Genomic DNA, 21,321 nt, shown 5'->3' with positions numbered 1-21,321 from the left:
TCAGATCAAGCAGCAGATTCAAACCTGCAAAACGACTAACCGACCCGCGTCGGACGCTGGGTTTCTTGAGGGTTGCGCCAATCGATCCCGGACAACAGATAGCTCAATTGCGCCGGAGAGATCGTTACCGATTCACCGGCAACCGATGGCCAGATGAACCTTCCTCTCTCGAGTCTTTTGGTAAACAAGCATGCTCCCTGGCCATCGTGCCAGATCATCTTCACAAGATCGCTGCGGCGACCGCGGAAGACGAACAGATGACCGCTGAGCGGGTCTTTGCGCAACACCTCCTGCACTTGGAGTGCCAACGACGGAAAGCCTCTGCGCATATCCGTGTAGCCTGTCGCGAGCCACACTCGCGCGCCTGTCGGAACCGGGATCATCGGCGCACCAGGGCATCGAGAACTCGCCGCAGCGCGTCTCCATCAACGTCACCGTCGACCCGGATGCGGTGTCCGCTACCGAGATCAATCTCGATGATGCCCTGGCTCCTCCGTCGACGCGCCGGCGCCGTCGTCAATGGCGCTTCGGCCACATCCCGCGGCGGCACAGACGGCCCAATCTCGACCAGCACCAACGGCGCTACACTCGTTTCACCGTGCTTGCAAAGCTCTTTGCGCCACCTGAACAGCTGGCTCACATGAAGGCCGGCCATGCGAGCCACCTCGGAAACAGTGGCTCCGGGCTCGAACGATGCTGCAACTAGCCGTTCCTTCTCATCCTGTGACCACCGACGCCGCCGCTCGACCGATGTGATCACCTCTGCCCGCGAAATCGTCATAGCGCTTCTCCTAGGATTACCCCTAGGACCTGCAGCGCTCGCGTCCGTCAAACAAGGCGGCCCTCAATGGAGGGATACGACAGACGATGTTGGTCAGCAGGAGCACCGCGCCGGTTGCGGCGAGCGGCACCGCGGACGGGATCGCGGTCCCGTAGTAGTTTGCCGCGGTCATCCAAAACAGAAAGCAGGTCGGGATGAGAACGATCGTTCTGGCGAATCCGGCAAATGCCTCCCGGCCAGGCATGCTCCAGCCGCGGCCAGACGTCATGAGAACGCTCACAAAGGTTCCTTCTAAGAAGGCGATGCTGTCAGCAAACAGGGACGCGGATCGAGCTTCGATGGCCAGTATGAATTCGAGGCAGAAAAATAGAAGGCTGACTGTAGCCTGAAGCGGAAAAGACTTCATGACGTCTCCTCGCCTCATGTCATTGCCTTTGGTCATGTCGGGCAGACCTCACGTTTGCCCGCTTAAACCGCGACGCAACGGGACGATACTACCTAGTCAAGACTTGAGCGCGATGTGACGAGCAATGCAGAAGAGTGAATACGCTTCTCGATACCTCGCTCCCCGAACGAAGACGCGACAAATTCTATCTTCCGGTCGGTTCATTGGAAACCCCAGAGCTTTCATCGCCCAGATTGCCGCGATGAAGACGGCCTTCGCACGCGGCAGGATCGTCAACGTCAGCGCCGCCGCAGCCAGCGGCCAGACTGTTATGCTCACCCAAAGAGGCCAGCGAAAGGTGGTCTCGGCATATAACGCCGACGGCACAACCAAATGACCGACGACGAGGATTGTCAGCCATGCCGGCCCGTCGTCAGCGTGAGTTTTGCCGTAGTGCTCGCCGCAGGAGGTGCAGTTTTCCACCTGATGCAGATAACCCCGGAAGAGCTTCCCCCGACCGCACGCGGGACACTTTCCGGTCATGGCCCGAGCGATTGCCGGCCAGATGCGCGTAGGCAAATGTGAACCGCTTGCGGACATACCAGTTATCCCGGCTTGAGGGCGATCGGGGCAGCGACCCGAGCGCTGATAGGCTGAGGTGCATTTTCCTTCCGTTAGAACCTACGCCGACATCGCGACCGCCATGACGTCCGCTTGAACGACGTTTTTGAACTTCGCAAAATTGTCTTGGAACATCTGCACAAGCTTAGTCGCGGCGGAGTCGTACGCCTCCTTGTCGTCCCATGTCTCCCGGGGCTCCAAGATACGGCTGTCGATGCCCTTGACCGATGCTGGTACCTGAAAACCAAAATTCTTGTCGGTGTAGAATTCGCCGTCGTTGAGCGTGCCGTCGAGTGCAGCCGTCAGCAAAGTGCGGGTCACTTTAATGGGCATCCGTTGTCCGACTCCGTATCCTCCCCCAGTCCAACCAGTGTTCACCAGCCAGCAGTTTACGTTGTGCTCCGCAATAAGCGAACGCAGCAGATCGCCATAGACCGAGGGTTGTCGAGGCATGAACGGGGCACCAAAGCACGTCGAAAAGGTCGCCTCCGGCTGAACCACACCCTTTTCCGTTCCTGCGACTTTCGCGGTGTACCCCGACAGGAAATGAAACATGGCTTCCGCAGCTGTCAGCTTGGCAATGGGAGGCATTACGCCGAACGCATCCGCGGTAAGCATGACGAGGTTCTTCGGGTGCCCGGCGCGTCCCGTCTTCGAAGCGTTGGGGATGAAGTGCATCGGATACGCAGCACGTGTATTTTCCGTCTTCGAGCCATCGTCGAAATCGCAGACGCGCGTGATCGGATCAAAGGCAACGTTCTCAAGGACCGTTCCGAAGCGCTGAGTGGTCGCATATATGGCCGGCTCGGCTTCAGCACTCAGTTTGATGGCTTTTGCATAACAGCCGCCCTCGAAGTTGAAGATGCCCTTGGAGCCCCAACCGTGCTCGTCGTCACCAATCAGCGTACGTCCCGGATCTGCGGACAGGGTTGTTTTGCCGGTTCCAGACAAACCGAAGAAGATGGCCGCATCGTCCTGCGGGCCGACATTTGCGGAACAATGCATCGGCATGACGCTCTGAGCGGGAAGAAGATAATTCAACGTCGTAAATACTGCCTTCTTGATCTCGCCGGCGTACGAACTTCCCCCTATCAAGACGATCTTTCGCGACAAATCGATCGCGATTACCGTATCGCTGCGCACGCCATGGCGCTTGGGATTCGCCTTGAAGCTTGGGCAGGAATAGATCGTGAGCTCCGGAATGAACGTCGTGAGTTCGCTCCGATTGGGCCTGATCAACAGAGTGCGGATGAAAAGCGAGTGCCAGGCAAGCTCCGTGAAAACGCGCGTACGCATTCCGAATGCCGGATCGGCACCGGCGCGTAGATCCTGGGCATACAAGGTCTTGCCTGCGGAGTGCGCAATGAAGTCCTGGTACAGTCGCGCAAATTGCGCAGGGGTCATCTTGCCGTTGTTTTCCCACCAGATGGTCTGCTCCGTCTGGTCGTCGCAAACAATATACTTGTCTTTTGGGCTGCGGCCGGTGTGTGCGCCGGTTTCGGCGCACAGCGCGCCGCCGGACGTTACCTGCGCTTCACCGTCCTTGAGGGCGCATTCGTAGAGTTCGGGCTCGAGGAAGTTCCAGTTCAGCCCTTTGAGATCTTTGAACCCGAATTTGTCTGCCCCGAATTCCGGGTTGCGTGTGCCTTGTTCCAGCATCTCGTTTCTCCCTGGCGCGGATTAGGACGTGCATGCTATGCCAACAACGACAGGTCTACTGTCGCACGAAGGTCGACGTGGGCGCCGCAACGCCAAACTACCGCCGACGGTACGGGACAACGTCGCCATGTAGCGCCGATTAGCGGCCTGACGCCGCCTAGGCGGGCAGGCGATGAGGACATTTCGGTTGAGACACCCGGGTTGATCGAAAATCCATGAAGTCATGTGACCTTCGGACAGATCGCCGCCGATCAAGTCGGGCGCCACATCGAAATCGGTCGCGACAAGCATGTTCAGGATCGCACGTCCGCTAGGTTTGAGCAGCGCCGTGATCGAATGACAGGTTGCTGGATTGAATTGTTCTTCGAAACAAAATCCGGGCCCGCCGACGTCAACCGCAATGCCGTCGAAACTACGCGTCTCGGCCAAGAGATATTCTTTAAAATCTGCGCAGACGCAGGGAATATACCCTGGCAAGCCGAAAAAGCGCCTAGCGAGGTCAAAGCTGACTGGGTCGTGGTCGACGATGGTCACGCTCTTGCCCTGACGTGCCAGCATCGTCGCGAGATTGCCTCCGCCACATCCTAGAAGGAGGACACCTTTCGCATTGCTTAGAAACGCTTCCATCATCTTCACGTATGGAAGGCGGCTTTCACCGGACGCCGAGCTTTCACTCTGGAAAAGCTCGCCTTCGCGATACAGGCGGTCGCCGGTCCGTTCGCTTTCCAAGATTTCGATCTCGCCCAGCTTGCCCATGTATCTGCCGAGGATCTTCAAAGCAGGTGCTCGTCAATTATGATGTTCTACACATCAGTAAAGAACTTCCACATCTGTATAGCTAATGATTAGAGTTGAGTCGAGTCGCGCCTCCGGGATCACCAACTATGCAGGTCAGAGTTCAGCGATGGGAGCGGCGTTCTTATTGACGTTTAGAGCGCATCCCGTTGTTTCGAGAGCGAAAAGGAACGCGGGCGTTGAAAGAGAGATCCGAAGATAGCGTGTAGCCAAACCGAAGACTTCGTCACCGCCAATTAACTGTCAAAGGGATACGCATCGACCGCGGCATGCGCGTTTGCTCCGAAACCGGCTACACAGACACTTATCAATCCCGACCACAACAAGGGCGCTGCCGCGTGGGGCCCGAGATGCCAGTCCAGAGCTACTAGGATGTCGGGAGGCGGCTGCAGAGCAAACGACGCGCATCCGATGGACGCAAAAGAGAAACAGATGGCGAGCGTTCCACTCACGCTATCAGGCTCGGAAGGTGACATCAGACGCGATACATGGCGGATTCGCGCGCTCGTCAATGTGACATAGCGGTGCTTTGTCAGCGCTATTCCTGTGGCCAATACAACGTAGATCAATGGCAGTAACGAGATCACTGAGAGCGCAGGCTCGCGGCCAGACGCGATAGTACTGTCATCCCGATATTGAGCAAAGAGGCTCACCGACGGGGTCGTCACAAGGATTAGTGCGATTTGAGCGCATCCTGCCACCAGGCCAGCTTGGAAAAGCCGGAGACGTCCTCGGAGCCTCAAGTGGAAGCAGCGCTCTTGGCCGTTCGATCGAGCAGGGCGAGAAGCCCCTGCAAGATCGTAACGGGCGATGGCGGACAACCTGGAATATGAAGGTCGACCGGAACGACCTGCGAGACCCCTCCAACCACCGCATAGCTGCCAGCAAAACATCCGCCGTCCCGGGCGCAATCGCCTACAGCGACAACCCATTTCGGGTTGGGAACTGCATCATAGGTGCGCTCCAGCGCTTCGCGCATGTTCTTGGTCACGGGCCCGGTCACCATTATTACGTCAGCGTGGCGGGGCGAAGCCACGAACCGGAGCCCGAATCGCTCGACGTCATAGTAGGCGTTGTTAAGTGCGTGGATTTCGAGTTCGCACCCGTTGCAAGATCCAGCGTCGACCTCGCGTATCGAAAGACTTCGGCCGAGACGCCGCCGCGCAGCATGACCAACGGCTGCTGCCAGTTCTGTTACTGCGGTGTCGTTTAAAGACGGCGCCTGCTCCGTGAATGGCAGGCGAAACAGACTCTCAAAAAGCAGCTTGCGCATCTTGTGCTTTCCTTAGATGTCTTGGCCCGAATAGGAGCAGTTGAACGACTTGTTGCAGAGCGGAAAATCCGCAACGATGTTGCCCTCGATTGCAGCTTCAAGGAGCGGCCATTGAAACCACGACGGATCGCGCATGTGACATCGCTCGACGCGGCCGTCCCGTAAGCGGAGCCAAACCAGGACGTCGCCGCGGAATCCCTCGACGATTGCCATGCCTTCCCGCGTCTCCCGCCGATGCCCGGCATGCGTTCCCAACGGGCCTTCGGGAAGTCGGTCCAATATCTGGTCGATCAGCAGAAGACTCTGTTCAACCTCGCGCACGCGGATCCAGACGCGCGCGTTGACATCCCCGTCATTCAGGACAGGCACGTCAAAGCGCAGGCTGTCGTAAGGTGGATAAGCCAAGGTCCGGCGCGCATCGAAGGAGCGGCCGGAGGCGCGGCCGACATAGCCTCCCGCGGCATACTGCTTGGCCAATGCGGGCTTAAGCACGCCGGTATCGACGGTACGGTCCTGCAGCGATGCCGTATTGTCGTAGAGCTCGACCAAAGCAGGAAACCGGCGGCGGATGTTATCCAGCGTCGCCTGGATAGCTTTTTTTCCTTCATCGTCAAGGTCACGGGTCACGCCACCGGGCACTACAATATCCCGCATCAATCGATGGCCGAATGCAGTGTGGGATGCGCGCAGAACGCTCTCTCGCAAAACGCTGCAAAGAGCATGCATCAGTGCGAAGGAGGCGTCGTTGCAGATCGCACCGATGTCGCCGAGATGATTGGCAAGCCGCTCAAGTTCGGCAACCAAGGCCCGCAGCCAAACCGCGCGATCGGGCACGACAAGCTCCAAGGCCGCTTCGGCGGCTCGCGAAAATGCAAAGGCATAGGCGACTGTGCTGTCGCCTGACACGCGTCCGGCGAGCTGCGCGGCCCGTTCAAGATTGGCTCCGGTCATGAGACCCTCAATACCCTTGTGGGTATATCCAAGCCGCTGTTCCAGCCGGACGACGGTCTCACCGCTTGCCGTAAACCGAAAATGTCCTGGTTCGATAATCCCAGCGTGAACCGGACCAACAGCGATCTGATGCAGGCTGTCACCCTCTACCGGCAGGAAGGCATAAGGCGACGCCTTCGGCAGCGCGATGGTGCGATTTCCCAATGGGAAACGTACGCCCCAACGGTTGTGATCGAGCCACGGGCGAGTATCGGGCAAGCCTTCCGCTGACAATCCAAACAAATCGCGGACTGTACGCTCCAATCGAAGCGCCGGCGGGTGGTACTTGCTGACTGAAGGATAGCTGTGATCAGGACAATCCAGGCTGATCGTGGCGATCTCTGCGGTATGTTCATCCATGATCGACATGTGCACCATTGAGGGTTCTCCCCAAAGGCCGAGTAGGCTCCAGCGTCCGTGCGCCAATTCGCTTGCCGCAAATGTCCAAACCGAAGCATCGACTATAGCTCGCGGCCACGGGCCGTGTTGCTGAACCTTGCGGCCCTCTAGCATGAGATCGATCAGCGATGGCATATCCGGCTAATCCCTAGACTATCCTAAAATGCGAGCCACATGCTGGAACCAGACGACAAGCGGCGCGGGAAGATAGAGTCCCGCCATCAGGACCAATGAAAGGTGCGCAAACATCGGTACATATGAAGCTTCGGCAGACTTGGTGCTACCGCGAGGCTCGCCGAACGCGACGCTCGTCAGGCGCAACATCAATGCGCCGAACGCCAGCAGCAGCCCAAATACCAGTACGATCGCGAGCAAAGGCTGACGTGCAAAAGTCGAGCTTACGATCAAGAATTCGCTCATGAAGAGTCCGAGCGGCGGCATGCCGGCGATCGCGACGACGCCCATCACCAGACCCCAACCGAGTGCCGGATGGGTCGCGGTCAAGCCCCGGATCCTGCTAATCCGCTGCGTTCCCTTGATCTGAGAGATGTGGCCGACAGCGAAGAATATCGCCGACTTGGTGAGGCTGTGCATCACCATATGCAGAAGCCCGGCGAAGTTAGCCAGCGGTCCGCCCATTCCGAATGCAAAGACGATGATGCCCATGTGTTCGATCGAGGAATAGGCGAACAGTCGCTTGATGTCGCGCCGGCGGTACAGCATGAACGCAGCGAACACGAGCGAAAGCAGGCCCATCGTCACCATCAGAGGCCCCGGAGCAATTGCCGCCGGATTTGCCGCAAGCAGTATCTTGAAGCGCAACAGGGCATAGAGCGCGACATTCAACAGCAGACCCGACAGCACGGCCGAAATCGGCGTCGGACCCTCGGCGTGCGCGTCGGGCAGCCAGGCATGCAGCGGCGCAAGGCCAACTTTGGTCCCGTAGCCAAGAATCAGGAATACGAAAGCGACGTTGAGAAGAGCAGGATCGAAATTCGCGGCGTGTTCGATTAGCATGCTCCAGATCATGCCGTCTTGGCCCTCGCCCACGATCGGACGCGCCGCCATGTAAACGAGGATCGTGCCGAACAGGGCAAACGCTATTCCGACACTGCCCAGAATGAAATATTTCCATGCCGCTTCCAGAGCGGCGTGAGTACGATAGATGCCGACCATCAGCACCGTGGTGAGCGTCGCAATTTCCACCGCGACCCACATCAGGCCGATATTGTTCGATACGAACGCAAGGTTCATGCCGAACATCATGGTTTGATACATCGCGTGATAAAAACGCAAATAGACCGGTGTCAACCGACCAGTTTCCAGTTCATGCGCGATATAGCTGGCGCTGAAGATGCTGGTCGTAAATCCCACGAATGTATTGAGCACGATGAAGACGATGTTGAGATCGTCGACAAGCACGTACGGCCCCGGCGGCGGACGTTCGATGACGAACAACGAGAGGGCCGAAAGAAATGTCGCCAAGCTCGCGACGACGTTCAACTGCGCCGTCAGCCGGTAGCCCGGCAATATGGCCAGCAACGCCGCCGAGCCGATCGGGATCAGAAGGACGGCCGCCACCGGGTCGAAGGAATGCACATTCATCGCCGTTCGCCCCGGTAATCGTCGAGTGCCGAGACATCAACAGAATCGAAGCGTTCACGGATCCGGAACAGGAAGATGCCGATGACGATGAAGGCGATCAGGATCGAGAAGGCGACGCTGATCTCGACGACGAGCGGCATGCCTTTGGCGCCGGTAGCCGCCAAGACCAATCCGTTCTCAAGTGACATGAACCCGACGACCTGACTGACGGCGTTGCGGCGCGTCACCATGACCAGAAGTCCAAGCAACACCACCGATAGCGCGAACGCCAGATCCTCGCGCGCCAACGGGTCAGCCTCCGGGGTCACCCGCAGCATCAGGACCATGGAGAGGGCGACCAGCCCCATCCCGGCCAGCATGGTCGGGCCGATTCCGACGGCCGACTCGATGTCGCGGTGAATTCCAAGCTGCTTAACGATGCGGTGAAGCGCGACGGGAATGACGATTGCCTTGAAGACAAGCGCAATTGCAGCGGTCACGTAAAGATGGGGGGCGTCCTGGACAAAGGCCTGCCAAGCGACCGAAAGAGCGAGTACCAGGGCGTGCAGTGCAAACACGTTGAGCAGTGAGTAAAGCCGGTCCTGGTAGAGCATCATGAAGCTGATCAGGACGAGTCCCCCTGCGAGCATGTGCGAGATGTCGAAGTCGAGGCTGTGCATCTGCATCAGAAGCTCTTTGACACGAACAGGAGGAGGGTGCCGAGCAGGCCCAGCATGAGGGCCGCACCGAGAAATTGCGGGATCCGAAACACCCGCATCTTTGCGGTTGCCGTCTCGAACAGCGCGAGGAAGAAACCGGCAGCAGCGAGCTTGACGAGGTAGGCGACTGCACCGATAGCGTACGACGAGGGGCCGGTACCGAAGACCGCGATCTTCCAGGGTAGGAATACGCATGCGATCAGCGAGATATAGAGCAATAGCTTAAGGAAGGCGCCGAACTCAATCATCGCGAGGTGACGGCCCGAATATTCGAGAACCATCGCTTCATGCACCATCGTGAGCTCCAGGTGCGTGGCGGGATTGTCAACCGGAATTCGCGCGTTCTCCGCGAGCGCCACCATGATGAGCGCGATCATCGCCATCCCCAGCGATACCCGTAGGCCGACATAGGACGAGGCCATGAAATTTGCGACTGTCGAAAGCTGAGTCGAACCGGCAACCAGCGCGATGCAAAATACAAACAGCAGCATCGCCGGCTCCGCAAGTGCCGCAATCATGACCTCGCGGCTGGATCCGATGCCGCCAAAACTGGTGCCGACGTCCATCCCGGCGAGCGCAAGAAAGAAGCGCGCACTTCCGAGCAGCGCCACGATGGCAATCAGGTCCGCCGTCCAGTTGAAGAGGAGACCGGTGGCGAAGGTCGGCACCAGGGCGGCGGCAACCCAGATCGCAGCAAAGGTCACATAGGGCGTCACGCGGAACAGCCAGGAGGCGTTGTCCGCCAGTACCACTTCCTTGCGGAGCAATCGCAGGAGATCCCGGTACGGTTGAAAGATCGACGCTCCCTGGCGACGCACCAGGCGGGCTTTCATCTTGCGCACAAAGCCGGTCAGCAGCGGCGCCAGCAGCAGCACCAGAAGCATCTGCACGCCTTGCACAAGAATGTCTGACATCACGACCATATCGCGAGGACCAGAAGGAGTGTGACAAGAGTGGCAAAAACCAGGCTGAGATACCGCCGTATGGTCAGGAACTGCAGGCGATTGAGCTTATCGGCAGAGAAACCAACCACGCCCGCTATCGGCTCATACATTCGCTCCCAGATCAGATCGTGCAATTCGATTCGCAGGCGCGCCGGCCTGATATCTCCGGGGGCCGGCATCTCGACGTGATCGCGGGCACGGAACACGAGCGTACCGAAAACGCGGCGAATAGGCTGGGCGAAGCTTCCGCCCGAATATTGAGCCGCGGGATTCGGATCAGAAAAGCCGCAGCCCCAGGCCGGACCCCGCCGTAACGCACGGGACGCAAAACGATGAATAAAGACGACGGCCGACGAGGCGGATATCGTGATGAACACCATCACAAGCAATCCATTGTATGAACTGCGGCCCTCAGCAATCGGCGCGATCGAAAGCCAGGGTTCGTTGATCTGGATTGGCATACGGCCACCGAGGATCTGTCGTGTGATTGGCGAAAGCGCGTCGATCACCACCCCCGGCAGAATTCCGGCCAGCAAGCAAAGTGCGGCGAGGACGAACATTGCCGAAAGCGCGTAGCGGTCGACTTCCTCGGCGGTTTCCGCCGCCAGGCTACGTGGTCGTCCGAGAAAGGTCACGCCGTAGGCCTTGACGAAGCACGCCGCTGCCAGCGCAGCAGCCAAGGCCAATAGCGCGCCGACCGCAGGCACCGTGATCTTCAACGCCCATTGCGGCAACTCCGGACTCTGCAGCACGGCCTGGAACATGAGCCATTCCGAGACGAAGCCGTTGAAGGGCGGAAGCGCCGAGGTCGCGACACAGCCGACGAGAACGGCGAAGCTCGTAAAAGGCATGCGGTGAATGAGGCCGCCCAGTTTGTCCATATCCCGCTCGCCGGTCGCGGTCAGCACCGCGCCGGCGCCGAAGAAAAGCAGGCTCTTGAAGAAGGAGTGATTGAGAACGTGAAACAACGCCGCGGTGAAGGCGAGCGCTGCCAGGAGCTTCAGCCCATTGGCCTGGAAGGCCAATGCAAGGCCAAGGCCTGCGAAGATGACGCCGACATTTTCGATCGTGCTGTAAGCGAGTAGGCGTTTCAGGTCCCTTTCCATCATGGCGTACAGAATCCCCATGACAGCGGTGATGCCGCCAAGGATGAGGATGACCACACTTGCCGGCCACGACGGCGGCCCCAGCAGATCGAACACGACGCGAATGAAGCCGTAAATCGCGACCTTGGTCATGACGCCGCTCATAAGCGCTGAAACGTGGCTCGGAGCTGCCGGATGAGCGAGCGGCAGCCAGACATGCAGTGGTACCAGGCCGGACTTGGAACCGGCTCCGAGCAACATCAGGATCAACACCAGTGTGGCCACGTAGGGCCTATGTTGAGCCGCGCGAATGGCTGCAAATCCGTAATCGCCCGCCGGTCCCGCCAACAGGCCGAAGGCCAGTAGAAGTGCGAGCGTGCCGAAGCTCGCCATCACCAGGTAGACGTAGCCGTCCTTTGTGTTGCCCGCTTCTCGGTGGTGCGCCATGACCAGCGCCCAAGAGACCAGCGACATGAATTCCCAGCACAGCAAATAGGAGAACGCATCATCCGCCAGCACCACGAGATTCATGCCAGCCAGAAAGGCGGGGAAAAAAGGAAGCACGCGGTGCGGCGCGGGCTCATGGTGGCCGTAGCCGAGACCATAAAGACTTGCCGCGGCTCCTCCTAGATTGACAACGATAAGGAAGAACGAGGCCAGCGGGTCGAGGCGGAAATGGGAGCCAAGCCATGGCAATCCGATCGGGAGGGTCAAATCGGAGGCGCTCGCCGTATCGCCAAGCAACCAGTGGACGGCCCCAGTCAACGCGATCGCAGACGCGGCCAACGTCGCGCCATAGATGATGGCCGTGGCCATCCTTGAGCGATTCAGAACAATCGCCAGAACTACCGATCCGAGCAATCCGGCAACACACAGCATTTGGACAACGACAGCTGACATTACGTACGCGCCTTCGTTCCGCTTGACGTTTTGTTTTCTATCCGATTGTTCAAATGGATTTTTGCCGAACCGGAGTTGAGTTTCAGCCGCACCCCGCGTCCCTCGGCGCTACTGACAGCCCCCTCGTCGATCAACTCAATGCCGGCGGCGTCGAGAGCTGTAATCAGCTTCACCAGCGAATCGACATTGCCCCGAACCATCGCCTCACTAGCCTCCATACGTTGGATGGTCGGCACCGAAAGCCCGGACATTTCTGCGAGCCGACGCTGATCGATACCGAGGAGCACCCTGGCCGCCCGCAGTTGAGCCGCTGTGATCATCGGGTCGCCCTATCACCCCATCTTCGAACGAAGACTAAACGTCATCCTTGCATCCTAACTAATCATGTTATATTGTCAATTAGTGATATTTAAAACATCTAATCTAAGCGTTCCGCGAATTGTCGGCATCCAATCCTGGTGCGTCGGGGGACAGCATGAGTTCGACACGCGCTTACGAATTTATCGACCATACATTTGATGTGGTCGTCGTCGGTGCCGGGGGAGCCGGTTTGCGGGCCACTCAGGGCGCCGTCGAGGCTGGCTTAACGACCGCCTGCATCAAGAAGGTGTTTCCGACGCGCAGCCATACGGTCGCGGCTCAGGGCGGCATTGCAGCCAGTCTCGGCAACCTCGGCGAAGACTGTTGGCAATGGCATATGTACGACACGGTCAAAGGGTCCGATTGGCTTGGCGACCAGGACGCCATCGAATATATGTGCCGTCAGGCCGTCCCCACCGTCATCGAATTGGAGCATGCGGGGATGCCCTTCTCCCGCACCAACGATGGAAAGGTCTATCAGAGGCCATTCGGCGGCCACATGAGCGAGTTCGGCAAAAACCCGGTCCCCCGCGCCTGCGCAGCGGCGGATCGTACGGGACATGCTTTGATTCACATGCTCTATGGGTAAGCCCAGCGCGTTGGAGCCGAATTTTTCATCGAATACTTCGTGCTCGACCTCATCATGGTGGAAAACGAGTGCCGCGGCGTCATCGCGTGGTCACTGATGGATGGATCGCTGCATCGGTTCCGCGCGCAGACGGTCATTCTGGCGACTGGCGGTTACGGGAGGATCTACTTTTCCTGCACGTCTGCACATACCTGCACAGGCGACGGAGGCGGTTTGGTCCTGCGCGCTGGCCTGCCGTTGCAAGACATGGAGTTCATGCAGTTTCATCCGACCGGCATCTACGGAGCGGGCTGCCTCATCACAGAAGGCGCGCGCGGCGAAGGCGGTTACCTGGTGAATTCCGAGGGCGAACGCTTCATGGAACGGTACGCGCCTTCCGCCGGGGATCTCGCGTCACGCGACGTCGTCTCACGTGCCATGACAGTAGAAGTTCGTGAAGGGCGTGGTGTTGGTCCAAAAAAGGATCACATTTACCTGCATCTTGATCACCTGGACCCAGCGATGCTGCATGAACGGCTGCCGGGTATATCTGAATCGGCACGCGTATTCTCGGGCGTGGACGTCACGCGACAACCGGTCCCTGTACTGCCGACCGCTCACTACTGCATGGGCGGCATCCCCGCAAACTATCACGGCGAGGCGATCCGACCGACTGACGGCAATCCGGACGCGACTGTGCCGGGCCTAATGGCAGTGGGTGAGGCAGCCTGCGTTTCAGTACACGGAGCCAACAGGCTTGGATGCAACTCGCTTCTGGATATCGTGGTATTCGGTCGCGCCGCGGCGCTCCGCTGCGCCGAAAAGCTGACCGCGAAAGCGGCGCAGCCTGAGCTACCGAGCGATGCCGGGGACACGACGCTGGGCCGGTTCGACAGCCTGCGTAACGCCAAAGGCGGGACGCCAACGGCCGTACTTAGGCTCGAGATGCAACGCGCGATGCAGACCTACGCGACGGTGTTTCGGACGGAGAGCATTTTGCAAGAAGGCAAGCAATCCTTGCGCAAGGTCTGGAGCGGAGTGTCCGAGATCGCGCTGTCAGACCGATCGATGATCTGGAACTCCGATCTGCTAGAGACCCTAGAGTTCGAAAATCTCGTTCTCCAAGCAACGGCGCTGGTGGATTCTGCGATCGCCCGCACCGAGAGCCGCGGTGCTCACGCACGGGAGGATTTCCCAAAGCGGGATGACCACAATTGGATGAAACACTCGCTTGCATGGGTGGATCCAAATGGGACCGCCCGCTTAGACTATCGGCCCGTCCATACATGCACCCTGAGCAAGGACATTCAGTATATTGAGCCGACGGCCCGCGTGTACTGAACCGCATCTTTTGGCCATATGACGGCTGACGAAGGAAGGCATCGATTTCTGGCGGACACCGCATCTGGGTGTTGGAACGGACCAGGACGGGCGATTTCACCTCGCGGGGGCTGGCGCCGAACTCGCGCCAAACCAACACCAGACTTGCCGCTACTTCCCTCGCGGAATTCTGGGCCACTCGGCAACGCTATATTCCGCTAGCTCATACTTTTCGGAGAGAGCAGGTCCTTTAGCCCGATCTATTCACGAGAGCACGGTCGTTCTTGACGTCTGACGGGGGCTGGCGGCTGGCGTGGGTGACCGTCCGGCCTTTTGTCACCGGGTTCTACATCAAGCTGTTTTGTACGCGTTGGAGGAGTGGGGCGGGTGAGCGGGCGCAGGCCCGGTCGGTTACGGGCCGAGCGGGAGCAGCGCGCCGGGCAAGCTGCGGAAGAGGTCGGCTTCGGGGCATGCCGCGGCGAACGCAAGGCGAATGCGGCTCGCGGTTTCGACGACCCGGGCTGCGATTTTCAAGAGACGAAGACGCAGCGTCGCGAACTCGGCAGTGGCCAATTCCCGGACTTTGGGAATGGCGCCGCGCACGGTCAGCATCAACCAATAAGCGGCGGTGTGGAGAACGAGACGGACCTGGTTGGCGAGCGCCGAACGGCAACTGGTGCGATCGGAGGCGAGCTGCGTCTTATGCAGCTTGATCAGATTCTCGGCTTGGCCGCGCGCGCAATACAGGCTGTCGTAGATCCACTCGGCCGAGCCGACATCGAGGCTGGTGACGACGAAGCGGATGTCGAGGCCGAGCATCGTCGCCTCAATACGGGCGACGGTGCGCCGTTCGCGATCCCAGGACTTTGCCTTGTGGCGCGTCTCGGTATAGCCGCGCAGAACAGCTAGGTTCTCGATGGCGCGTCGGGTGCGGATATCGTCGGCGACCTCGTCGACGTTTCTGGCGAGCGGCTTGGTGCCGGACAGACCGAAGATGTAGTCGATGCCGTTGGTCTCGCACCACGCCATTGCCTCCGGCCGGGCATAGTGCCCGTCGCCACGGAACGTAATTCGCGTGTTGTGCCACCGCGTCCGGATATGCCGTATCAGGCGGCGCAGATGGGCACGCACCTCGACCCCGCCCGGCGTCTTGCCGGGCCGCAGCACGACCGCCACGGGCCGGCTCTTCTCCGTGTCGTAGACGTGGATCGGCAGGAAGCAGCGTTCGTCATAATGAGCGTTGAACAGCGAGAGCTGCTGATGGCCGTGGACGACATCGCAGGTATCATCGATGTCGAGCGTGACGGATGCCGGCTCGCGCGGGTAGCTATCCATCCATGCGTCGACCAAAGTGTAGGTCAGTCGGATCACGTCGCGCAGGCGCGGAGCATTCTCCAGCCGCGACAGCGTCGGTTGGGAACACAGATCGCGACCCGTGTCCGGCAGCCGTCCGCAGGCCAGCTTGAATGCGGGATCGGACCGCAGATGATCGAGGTCGTCGGCGTCCTCGTAGCCGCAGCAGATCGCGAACATGCGCGCGCGGAACATATCGACAAGGCTGTGCACGACCCGCGTCGGATCGCGCCGATCCGGGAACACCCGGGCCAAATTGTCGGCCAAGCCGAGACGCCGCTCGGCCATCGCCAGAAGCATCACGCCCCCGTTCGAGGTCAGCCGACCGCCATCGAAGGCAGCTGTGACTTTCTTGGCGTGAACGGCTGGAAACGAGAAGGGCAGAATCGTATCATCGGTCATGGCGGGCCTGGCGTTCGCGGTTGAGGTGATGGGGTTGGCTTTGCAACCGAATCCTACGCCGCATCAGCGCTTTACACCACGCTCGCCAGCCTCTCAGGCGCCCTCTCGCGAATAAGACGGGTTAGCAACGCGCAAATAACGGTGAGGATTCCACCGCCGACGAGCGCAGCGACGATTTGACTGACGGTGGCACCCAGTGAGACGCTGCTGTCGGAACCTGCAAGGTTGGCAAGCGTCGTATGAAGCGAGTAGCTTACCACGACGCCGCCAAGGAGACCGACAATTGTGTCTGCCGCCTTGCCGAGACTTATGCTCTTCAACATTCCACTGGTTATCCATCCGCCGATGGCACCAGCTATCGCTCCGATTAAGAGAACAAATGACGTGTCCATGGTGCATCCTCCTTAACGCGTTTAACGCGGAAAAGTGGGCGTCGCCGCGCGGCCTTGTCCGCGCGCTTACGACGGGCCGGAGCTTGGCAGGCTCAAGACAGTCCTTCTTGCTCATTGTTGTGCTGGGCCAGTTCACCCAGCCGCCCTAATTGTACCATGTTTTCACTTGGGCGGCGCCGGCTGCATCTCGCACCTCTACCGCAGCATTGCTGCGCGTGGTCCCGGCACGATCTCGAAGGTCGGGCTACGCACCTTTGTCGATCCGCGGCTCGAAGGCGGCAAGCTCAACGAGAAGACCACCGAGGACCTGGTCGAGCTGATGACCATCGATGGCGAGGAATGGCTGCGCTACAAGGCGTTCCCGATCAACGTCGCAATCCTGCGGGGGACCACCGCCGATCCCGCCGGCAACATCACGATGGAGCGTGAGGCGCTGACGCTCGACAATCTCGCAATGGCGATGGCGGCCAAGAATTCGCGTGGGTTTGTCATCGTGCAGGTCGAACGCATCGCCGCCGGCAATTCACTCAATCCGCGCGAGGTCCAGATTCCAGGAATTCTGGTCGACTGCGTCGTGGTCGCCGATCCGGAGAACCATCCGCAGACCTACGGAACCACCTACAGCCACGCCTTCTCTGGCCGCCAGCGGGTGCCGATGGATCGCGTGCGGCCGCTCGAGCTCGACGAGCGCAAGATCATCGCGCGCCGCTGTGCGTTCGAGCTGCCGCCGGGCGGCGTTGTCAATCTCGGCATCGGCATGCCGGAAGGCGTTGCGGCGGTCGCCGCTGAGGAGCACGTGCTGAAGTACCTGACGCTGACGGCGGAGCCCGGCGTCATCGGCGGCATGCCGCAGGGCGGCCTCAATTTTGGCACCGCGCTCAACCCGGACGCCGTCATCCACCAGAATCAGCAGTTCGATTTCTATGACGGTGGCGGGCTCGATCTCGCCTGCCTCGGCATGGCGCAGGTCGATAGCGCTGGCAACGTCAATGTCAGCCGGTTCTCGTCGCGGCTGGCCGGTGCGGGTGGCTTCATCAACATATCCCAGAGCGCCAAGAAGATCGTCTTTGCCGGCACCTTCACCAGCGGCGGGCTCAAGCTCGCGGTCGAGGACGAAGCGCTCCACATCCTGCGCGAAGGCACGATGCGGAAATTCATTGCCGAGGTCGAGCAGATCACCTTCAGTGGCGACTACGCGGCTGAAACCGGCCAGTCGGTGTTTTACGTGACCGAGCGTTGCGTTCTGCAGCGGACACCTGCAGGGCTCGAACTGATCGAGGTGGCGCCGGGCATCGATATCGAACGCGACATCCTCGGCCAGATGGATTTCAAGCCGCTGATCCGCAACGTGCGTCCGATGGACGCGCGGATCTTCCGCAACCAGCCGATGGGGCTGGACCACATGCTGCTCGGCCGCAACCTCGCCGATCGCATCAGCTACGATGCGGAACGCAATGCGCTGTTTGTCAATTTCGAGGGTTTCGAGGTCCGCACCGTCGAGGACGTCGATCTGGTCCGGCGCGAGGTCGAGAACGCCTGTCGTACGGTCGGCAAGCCGGTCGCGCTGATTGCCAACTACGATGGCTTCCATCTCGAGCCGCAGGTCAGCGACACCTATTTCTCGATGATCGCCTATCTCGAGAAGCGCTACTACAGTTCGGCGTCCCGTTACACCACGAGTGCGTTCATGCGGATGAAGCTCGGGGAGGGGCTCGCCGAGCGGCATGTTGCGCCGCATATTTTCGAGACGCAGGCGGAAGCCCAGCGCTTCGCGCATTTTCAGGCAGGCGGCGATGCATCGGGCAGATAGATCGTGATGATGGGTCGTCATTGAGGGGGCTCGCGGATGGGCGACCGCCGTCGCTTGTCGGGAGAGACGGGATGTTTGACGGAGAATACCAGGTGACAGGGAGGGCTTCGGGCGGGACATCCGAAGGCCCGCAGCCGGATCGCGCGGGTCGGCTGCTTGGCCTTTCGCCGTCGGGCTTTCACGAGATTGCGTACGTCGATTGGGGGCCAGTCGACGATATCAGGCCGGTGATCTGTGTCCACGGCGTGACGCGGCAGGCACGGGATTTTGACCATCTCGCCGCTGATCTCGCGGCGAGCGGCCGGCGGGTGATCTGTCCCGATTTGCCGGGTCGCGGCCGAAGCGGGCGGATCAGCAATCCCGACGACTATTCGCTGCCGCAATATTGCTCCGATATGAATGCGCTGGTCGCACGCCTCGGCGTGAAGGAGGTCGATTGGGTTGGAACATCGCTCGGTGGCTTGATCGGGATCGTGATGGCCGGCTTTTCCGGAAGCATTGTCCGCAAGCTCGTGATCAATGATATCGGCCCGTTCGTGTCCGCGACCGGGTTGCGGCGGATCGGCGGTTACATCGCGGACATGCCGACGGCGTTCGCGACCATCGAGGACGGCGAGAAATACTTCCGCACAGTGCTCGCGCCCTATGGCTATCTCGCCGACGAGCATTGGCGGCATCTTGCGATCCACAGTCTGCGCTGGGAAGAAGCCAACGGGCATTACGCGGCGCTTTGCGATCCGGCGATCGCCAAGGCGTTCAAAACGCCCTGGTTCTACGCACCACTCGATCTCTGGAAGTACTGGGAAGCAATCAAGGTGCCGATGCTGGTGCTGCACGGCGCCAAATCGGACCTGCTGTCGATCGATCTGACGAATGAGATGAGACGCCGGAATCGGCGCGCCGATATTTTCCGGTTCGATGATCGTGGCCATGTGCCACCGCTGGTGACGCCGGACCAGATCAAGGTCGTAACGGATTTCCTGAAGGCCCCGCCACGTGATTTCTCGGAGGTTGGTTGATGACGACGAGCTTGGACAAGTCCGCAGAGCAGGTTTATCCGGTGTCGGCCGATTGGGCCAAGCGCGCCTATGTCAACGACGCCAAGTATCGCGAGATGTACGCGCACTCGGTCAAGGACCCCAACGGCTTCTGGGCCGAGCACGGCAAGCGGATCGACTGGATCAAGCCCTTCAGCAAGGTCGAGAACGTCTCCTTTGCGCCCGGCAACATCTCGATCAAATGGTTCGAGGACGGCGTGTTGAACGTCGCCTGGAATTGCATCGACCGGCATCTGGAGAAGCGCGGCGACCAGACCGCGATCATCTGGGAGGGCGACGATCCCTCCGAATCCAAGCACATCACCTACCGCCAGCTGCACGACGAAGTCTGCAAGATGGCCAACATCCTGCGCACCCGCAACGTCAGGAAGGGCGATCGCGTCACGATCTATCAGCCGATGATTCCTGAAGCCGCCTACGCCATGCTGGCCTGCGCGCGGATCGGCGCCATCCACTCGGTGGTGTTCGGCGGCTTCTCGCCTGACAGCCTCGCCCAGCGCATCAAGGACTGCGACTCGAAGGTCGTCATCACCGCGGACGAAGGCCTGCGCGGCGGCAAGAAGGTGCCGCTGAAGGCCAATGTCGATGCCGCCATCGCCAAAACCGGCGGCGTCGACTGGGTCGTGGTGGTGAAGCGCACCGGTGGCAAGATCGACATGAACCCGACCCGCGACCTCTGGTATCACGAGGCCGCCGAGATGGTGACGACGGAATGCCCGGCCGAGCACATGCACGCCGAGGACCCGCTGTTCATCCTCTACACCTCAGGCTCGACCGGCACGCCGAAGGGCGTGCTGCACACTTCCGGCGGCTATCTCGTGTTCGCCTCGATGACGCATCAATATGTGTTCGACTATCACGACGGCGACATCTACTGGTGCACCGCCGACGTCGGCTGGGTCACTGGTCACAGCTACATCCTCTATGGACCGCTCTGTAACGGCGCGACCACGCTGATGTTCGAGGGCGTGCCGAACTACCCGGACAATTCGCGCTTCTGGAACGTGGTCGACAAGCACAAGGTCAACATCTTCTACACCGCGCCGACCGCGATCCGCGCGCTGATGCAGGGCGGCGACGAGCCGGTGAAGAAGACCTCGCGCCAATCGCTGCGCCTGCTCGGCTCGGTCGGCGAGCCGATCAATCCGGAAGCCTGGGAATGGTATTACCGCGTGGTCGGCGACGAGCGCTGCCCGATCGTCGACACCTGGTGGCAGACCGAGACCGGCGGCATCTTGATCACGCCGCTGCCGGGCGCCACCAAGCTGAAGCCGGGATCGGCGACGCGGCCGTTCTTCGGCGTGGTGCCGGAGATCGTCGACGCCGACGGCAAGACCTTGGAGGGAGAGACCTCGGGCAATCTCTGCCTGACCAAGTCATGGCCCGGCCAGATGCGCACGGTCTATGGCGATCATGCCCGGTTCGAGCAGACCTATTTCTCGACCTACAAGAACAAGTATTTCACCGGCGACGGCTGCCGGCGCGATGCCGACGGCTATTACTGGATCACCGGCCGTGTCGACGACGTCATCAACGTCTCCGGCCACCGCATGGGCACCGCCGAGGTCGAGAGCTCGCTGGTCGCGCATGAGGCGGTGTCGGAAGCCGCGGTGGTCGGCTATCCGCACGACATCAAGGGCCAGGGCATCTACGCCTATGTCACGCTGATGAAGGGCACCGAGCCGACGGAAGCGCTGCGCAAGGAGCTGGTCGCCTGGGTCCGCAAGGATATCGGCCCGATCGCCTCGCCGGATCTGATCCAGTTCGCGCCCGGCCTGCCGAAGACGCGCTCCGGCAAGATCATGCGCCGCATCCTGCGCAAGATCGCCGAGGACGAGCCGTCGAGCCTCGGCGACACCTCGACCTTGGCCGATCCCGCCGTGGTCGACGACCTCGTCGAGAACCGGCAGAATAAGCGATAGG

Annotated in this window: 18 protein-coding genes and 1 pseudogene; 4 read left to right on the top strand and 15 right to left on the bottom strand. The window is 60.2% G+C overall.

What is annotated here, in order from left to right; all coding sequences use genetic code 11:
* Positions 1-35 precede the first annotated feature (35 nt).
* From tnpB to HAP48_RS48550, 13 genes are all read right to left on the bottom strand, one after another.
* Complete coding sequence (tnpB, locus tag HAP48_RS48610; protein WP_165124204.1) at positions 36-383, bottom strand: IS66 family insertion sequence element accessory protein TnpB; 348 nt, start codon at positions 381-383, stop codon at positions 36-38.
* Entirely contained in the window at positions 380-781 is a 402-nt protein-coding gene (gene tnpA / locus HAP48_RS50350) for an IS66-like element accessory protein TnpA (protein WP_166208144.1), read from the bottom strand. Before tnpA ends, tnpB begins: the two co-directional genes overlap by 4 nt.
* Before the next feature lie 22 nt (positions 782-803).
* A complete protein-coding gene (locus HAP48_RS48600) occupies positions 804-1,187 on the bottom strand; it encodes a hypothetical protein (RefSeq protein ID WP_166208141.1) in 384 nt (127 codons plus the stop codon).
* Between the two features lie 96 nt (positions 1,188-1,283).
* The gene (locus HAP48_RS48595; RefSeq protein WP_166208138.1) at positions 1,284-1,766 is read right to left on the bottom strand and encodes a DUF983 domain-containing protein; all 483 of its coding nucleotides are present in this window, start codon (positions 1,764-1,766) and stop codon (positions 1,284-1,286) included.
* Between the two features lie 81 nt (positions 1,767-1,847).
* Positions 1,848-3,446, bottom strand: a complete 1,599-nt coding sequence (locus tag HAP48_RS48590) for a phosphoenolpyruvate carboxykinase (RefSeq protein ID WP_166208135.1) — start codon at positions 3,444-3,446, stop codon at positions 1,848-1,850.
* Positions 3,447-3,467: 21 nt separating this feature from the next.
* Positions 3,468-4,223: a methyltransferase domain-containing protein gene (locus tag HAP48_RS48585; protein WP_166208132.1), complete on the bottom strand. Its 756-nt coding sequence runs from the start codon at positions 4,221-4,223 to the stop codon at positions 3,468-3,470.
* A 757-nt stretch (positions 4,224-4,980) separates the two neighbouring features.
* The gene (locus HAP48_RS48580) at positions 4,981-5,514 is read right to left on the bottom strand and encodes an NADH-quinone oxidoreductase subunit B family protein (protein WP_166208129.1); all 534 of its coding nucleotides are present in this window, start codon (positions 5,512-5,514) and stop codon (positions 4,981-4,983) included.
* Positions 5,515-5,526: 12 nt separating this feature from the next.
* Entirely contained in the window at positions 5,527-7,038 is a 1,512-nt protein-coding gene (locus HAP48_RS48575; protein ID WP_166208126.1) for a hydrogenase large subunit, read from the bottom strand.
* 18 nt (positions 7,039-7,056) lie between these two features.
* Positions 7,057-8,508, bottom strand: coding sequence for a hydrogenase 4 subunit F (locus HAP48_RS48570; RefSeq protein ID WP_166208123.1), 1,452 nt, complete (start codon positions 8,506-8,508; stop codon positions 7,057-7,059).
* Positions 8,505-9,167 carry a hydrogenase-4 component E gene (locus tag HAP48_RS48565; RefSeq protein WP_166215886.1) on the bottom strand — a complete coding sequence of 221 codons (663 nt, stop codon included), beginning with the start codon at positions 9,165-9,167 and terminating at the stop codon, positions 8,505-8,507. Before HAP48_RS48565 ends, HAP48_RS48570 begins: the two co-directional genes overlap by 4 nt.
* 5 nt (positions 9,168-9,172) lie before the next feature.
* On the bottom strand, positions 9,173-10,129 hold the full coding sequence (locus HAP48_RS48560; protein ID WP_166208120.1) for a respiratory chain complex I subunit 1 family protein: 957 nt from the start codon (positions 10,127-10,129) through the stop codon (positions 9,173-9,175).
* Positions 10,120-12,135 (bottom strand): hydrogenase 4 subunit B, encoded by a 2,016-nt coding sequence (gene hyfB / locus HAP48_RS48555; RefSeq protein ID WP_166208117.1) that lies wholly within the window; start codon positions 12,133-12,135, stop codon positions 10,120-10,122. Before hyfB ends, HAP48_RS48560 begins: the two co-directional genes overlap by 10 nt.
* Positions 12,135-12,455 (bottom strand): helix-turn-helix domain-containing protein, encoded by a 321-nt coding sequence (locus HAP48_RS48550; protein WP_166208114.1) that lies wholly within the window; start codon positions 12,453-12,455, stop codon positions 12,135-12,137. Before HAP48_RS48550 ends, hyfB begins: the two co-directional genes overlap by 1 nt.
* Positions 12,456-12,610: 155 nt before the next feature.
* On the opposite strand from HAP48_RS48550, the pseudogene sdhA reads away from it, so the two are divergent.
* Positions 12,611-14,404: pseudogene (gene sdhA / locus HAP48_RS48545) on the top strand (succinate dehydrogenase flavoprotein subunit).
* A 390-nt stretch (positions 14,405-14,794) separates the two neighbouring features.
* Here sdhA and HAP48_RS48540 read toward each other — a convergent pair.
* Together HAP48_RS48540 and HAP48_RS48535 are read right to left on the bottom strand one after the other, a co-directional pair.
* Positions 14,795-16,138 carry an IS1380 family transposase gene (locus tag HAP48_RS48540; RefSeq protein ID WP_166208111.1) on the bottom strand — a complete coding sequence of 448 codons (1,344 nt, stop codon included), beginning with the start codon at positions 16,136-16,138 and terminating at the stop codon, positions 14,795-14,797.
* Positions 16,139-16,209: 71 nt separating this feature from the next.
* Positions 16,210-16,530 (bottom strand): hypothetical protein, encoded by a 321-nt coding sequence (locus HAP48_RS48535; protein ID WP_166208108.1) that lies wholly within the window; start codon positions 16,528-16,530, stop codon positions 16,210-16,212.
* A 166-nt stretch (positions 16,531-16,696) separates the two neighbouring features.
* Here HAP48_RS48535 and HAP48_RS48530 point away from each other — a divergent pair, with 166 nt between their 5' ends.
* From HAP48_RS48530 to acs, 3 genes are all read left to right on the top strand, one after another.
* Entirely contained in the window at positions 16,697-18,340 is a 1,644-nt protein-coding gene (locus HAP48_RS48530) for an acyl CoA:acetate/3-ketoacid CoA transferase (protein ID WP_210292782.1), read from the top strand.
* A 71-nt stretch (positions 18,341-18,411) separates the two neighbouring features.
* On the top strand, positions 18,412-19,359 hold the full coding sequence (locus HAP48_RS48525) for an alpha/beta fold hydrolase (protein ID WP_166208102.1): 948 nt from the start codon (positions 18,412-18,414) through the stop codon (positions 19,357-19,359).
* The gene (gene acs / locus HAP48_RS48520) at positions 19,359-21,320 is read left to right on the top strand and encodes an acetate--CoA ligase (protein WP_166208099.1); all 1,962 of its coding nucleotides are present in this window, start codon (positions 19,359-19,361) and stop codon (positions 21,318-21,320) included. Before HAP48_RS48525 ends, acs begins: the two co-directional genes overlap by 1 nt.
* The last annotated feature ends 1 nt before the right edge of the window (position 21,321 follow it).

The sequence above is a fragment of the Bradyrhizobium septentrionale genome, assembly GCF_011516645.4.
Classification (GTDB): domain Bacteria; phylum Pseudomonadota; class Alphaproteobacteria; order Rhizobiales; family Xanthobacteraceae; genus Bradyrhizobium; species Bradyrhizobium septentrionale.
Note: the sequence above shows the minus strand (reverse complement) of the source record. Positions and strands in the feature narration are given on the sequence as shown.